Here is a 2,979-nt window from a genome sequence, read left to right as displayed (position 1 = left end):
ATCCGCCGCCTGGCGGCCCGGCACGGCATGACCCTGCCGGCCGACCTGTTCGACGCCAAGGGCGAGTTCGCCTGGACCAATTTCCTGCACTTCCTCAAGGTCTATGACGCCGCCAGCACGGTGATCAGGACCGAGCAGGACTATCGCGACGTCACCTACGAATACCTCAAGGCCTGCGCCGCCGAGGGCGCGATCTATGTCGAGCTGATGTCCTCGCCCGACCATGCCGCGGCGGCCGGACTGTCCTATCAGGGCCATCTCAACGGCATCGTCCAGGGCATCGAGGATGCGCGGGCCGAGACCGGCATCGAATCCCGCATCATCGTCACCTGCGTCCGCCATCTCGGGGCCGAGCGCGGGGTCGAGGTGGCGAAGCTGGCGGCGAAGCACCCGCATCCGCTGGTCACCGGCTTCGGCATGGGCGGCGACGAGGCCGGATTCCCGCCGCGGCTGTTCGCCCAGGCCTTCCGCATCGCCCATGAGGAGGCCGGCCTGGCCTGCAATGTCCATGCCGGCGAGGCGGCGGGGCCGGAGAGCGTGTGGGCCGCCCTGCGCCTGCCCGTCACCCGCATCGGCCATGGCGTGCGCTCGATCGAGGACCCGGCCCTGGTGCGCGAGCTGGCCGACCGCGGCACGGTGCTGGAGGTCTGCCCGACCAGCAACATCGCCACCAAGGTCTATCCCGACTATCGCGCCCACCCGCTGCGCCAGCTGATGGAGGCCGGGGTGAAGGTGACGCTGAACAGCGACGACCCGCCCTATTTCGCCACCACCATCGGCCATGAATATGCGGTGGCGGAGCGGCATTTCGGCCTCGACGAGGCGGCGCTGCGGCAGATGACCCGCACCGCGCTGCACGCCGCCTTCGTCGACGAACCCACCCGGGCCAAGCTCATCGCCAGGCTCGATTCCTGATCCCTATCCAAGCAGAAAGAGGATATCCCCATGACCATCAAGCGCATCGGCGTCGGGCCGCGCATGAGCCAGGCCGTCATCCATGGCGACCGCGTGTTCCTGGCCGGCCAGGTGGCCGAGAACCCGACCCCGGACGTGACCGAGCAGACCCGCCAGATCCTGGCGACGATCGACGGCCTCCTGGCCGAGGCCGGCACCGACAAGACCAAGCTGCTGACCGCCAATATCTGGCTGGCCGACATCGCCGATTTCGCCGCCATGAACGCGGCCTGGGACAAGTGGGTCTCGCCCGGCAACACCCCTGCCCGCGCCACGGTCGAGAGCAAGCTGGCCGGCCCGGAATACCGCGTCGAGATCCAGGTCACCGCGGCGATCTGATCGCAGCGGCCTCCCCTCACGGCTGTCATTGCCGGGCTTGACCCGGCAATCCAGAGAGCGTCGAGACCTTCTGGATGCCCGGGTCAAGCCCGGGCATGACAGTTTATGGGGCCAGTGGCCAACCTTGCGCGGTCACTCGATCGCCGAGAGGAACCGGTCCAGCCGCAGCCCGGCGGGCCAGGTCCAGACCGGCTGCGAGGCGCGGCCGAGATCCCAGGACCCGACGACGAGCTCGGCCTTGCCGACCAGGTCGCCGACCGGCAGCAGGCCGACGCCGCCGGCGCTGACCGGCAGACGGCTGTCGGCCGAGTTGTCGCGGTTGTCGCCCATCACGAACAGGCTCCCGGGCGGGACGGTGATCTCCGCCATCTCGTCCAGCGGGCCGTGCTGGTACAGCTTGAAGACCGGGTGGCTGACGCCGCCCGGCAGGGTCTCGACCAGCCGCAGCGCCGGCACGGTCGCGCCGTTGTCGCGCTCCACCCTGCCCTCGCCATCCGGCCGCAGCCCGACCGGCGCGCCGTTGATCCACACCCGCCCGCCCTGCAGCGCGACGCGGTCGCCCGGCAGCCCGATCACCCGCTTGACCCAGGTCTGCGACGGGTCGCCGGGCCAGCGGAACACGACGACGTCGCCGCGCGCCGGCAGCCGGCCCAGCACCCGGCCGCTCTCCGGCACGGTCAGGCCGAAGGGCAGCGACGCGGCGCTGTAGCCGTAGCTGAACTTGGCCGCCACCAGCTCGTCGCCGATCTGCAGCGTCGGCTCCATCGAGCCGGAGGGGACGTAGAAGGGCTCGGCGATGGCGGTCTTGGCGGCGGCGATCACCAGCAGCAGCGCCGCCAGCTCGCCGGCGCCGCGCAGCCAGCGCCGGGCGCCGCCGCCAGTCTTCGAGCCCGTGTCGGTCGCCATGGCACACCTCCGATGCCCGCGACCTTCGCGCCGCGCCCGGCTTCGGACAAGTTAAGAACGGGACATGATTCCGTCAGCCGCCCAGGCTGATACCGCCGTCGCAGACCAGGGTGTGGCCCGTCATGTAGCCGTTGCCGATGACGAAGGCGATCGCCGCCGCCACCTCCTCCGCCCGGCCGGGACGGCCGGCCGGGATCTTCTCGGCGTAGGCGGCGAAGGTCGCCTGCTTCTCCGCCTGCGGCAGGAAATCCCACCAGGGCGTGTCGATCAGCCCAGGGGAGACGGCGTTGACCCGGAGCGGCTTCAGCTCGGCGGCGAGGATGCGGGCCACGGTCTCGACCGCCCCGTTGATCGCGGCGGCGCCGGCCAGGCCGGGCGTCGCCATGCGGGCGCTGGCGGCGGAGACGAAGGTCAGCGACCCGTCGCGGCGCAGCCGCGGCAGCGCGGCCTGGGCGCAGGCCAGATGCGCCCAGAACTTGCCCTCGAAGGCCTGGCGAAACGTGGCAAGGTCCAGCTCCGCGAAAGGCCCGAACACGCCCTGGCTGCCGCCGAGGGCGAGGACGAGATGGTCGAGGCTGCCCACCCGATCGAAGGCGGCCGCGACCGAGGCCGGATCGGTAGCGTCGAGGATGACGGTCTCGATCGCCCCGCCCGCCTCGGCCGAGGCTGCGGCGAGCTTGCCCGGGTCCCGGCCGGCGATGGTGACGCGCAGGCCATCGGCCTGCAGCCGCTTGGCCGTGGCCAGCCCGATTCCCGAGGAACCGCCGATGACGAAGGCAT

Annotated in this window: 4 protein-coding genes; 2 read left to right on the top strand and 2 right to left on the bottom strand. The window is 71.3% G+C overall.

Annotated features, from left to right (window positions below; all coding sequences use genetic code 11):
* Together add and ABDW35_RS34995 are read left to right on the top strand one after the other, a co-directional pair.
* On the top strand, positions 1 to 915 hold a 915-nt coding region (add, locus tag ABDW35_RS35000; RefSeq protein WP_343718454.1), incomplete at its 5' end, for an adenosine deaminase.
* A 30-nt stretch (positions 916 to 945) separates the two neighbouring features.
* The gene (locus tag ABDW35_RS34995) at positions 946 to 1,293 is read left to right on the top strand and encodes a RidA family protein (protein ID WP_034843693.1); all 348 of its coding nucleotides are present in this window, start codon (positions 946 to 948) and stop codon (positions 1,291 to 1,293) included.
* A gap of 132 nt (positions 1,294 to 1,425) precedes the next feature.
* Here ABDW35_RS34995 and lepB read toward each other — a convergent pair whose 3' ends face one another.
* Both lepB and ABDW35_RS34985 read right to left on the bottom strand, forming a co-directional pair.
* Entirely contained in the window at positions 1,426 to 2,199 is a 774-nt protein-coding gene (gene lepB, locus ABDW35_RS34990) for a signal peptidase I (protein WP_343718453.1), read from the bottom strand.
* 73 nt (positions 2,200 to 2,272) lie between these two features.
* Positions 2,273 to 2,979 (bottom strand): SDR family oxidoreductase (locus ABDW35_RS34985; protein ID WP_343718452.1); only part of this gene is annotated, 707 nt, incomplete at its 5' end.

The sequence above is a fragment of the Inquilinus sp. genome (assembly GCF_039594555.1).
GTDB lineage: Bacteria > Pseudomonadota > Alphaproteobacteria > DSM-16000 > Inquilinaceae > Inquilinus.
The sequence above is the reverse complement of the archived record's forward strand: the minus strand, read 5'-3'. Positions and strand labels throughout refer to the sequence as shown.

What these genes read in the sequence shown, in the direction of transcription:
- ABDW35_RS34995 (WP_034843693.1), top strand. Translation starts at nt 946, where the DNA reads ATGACCATCAAGCGCATCGGCGTCGGGCCGCGCATGAGCCAGGCCGTC.
- lepB (WP_343718453.1), bottom strand. Translation starts at nt 2,199, where the DNA reads ATGGCGACCGACACGGGCTCGAAGACTGGCGGCGGCGCCCGGCGCTGG.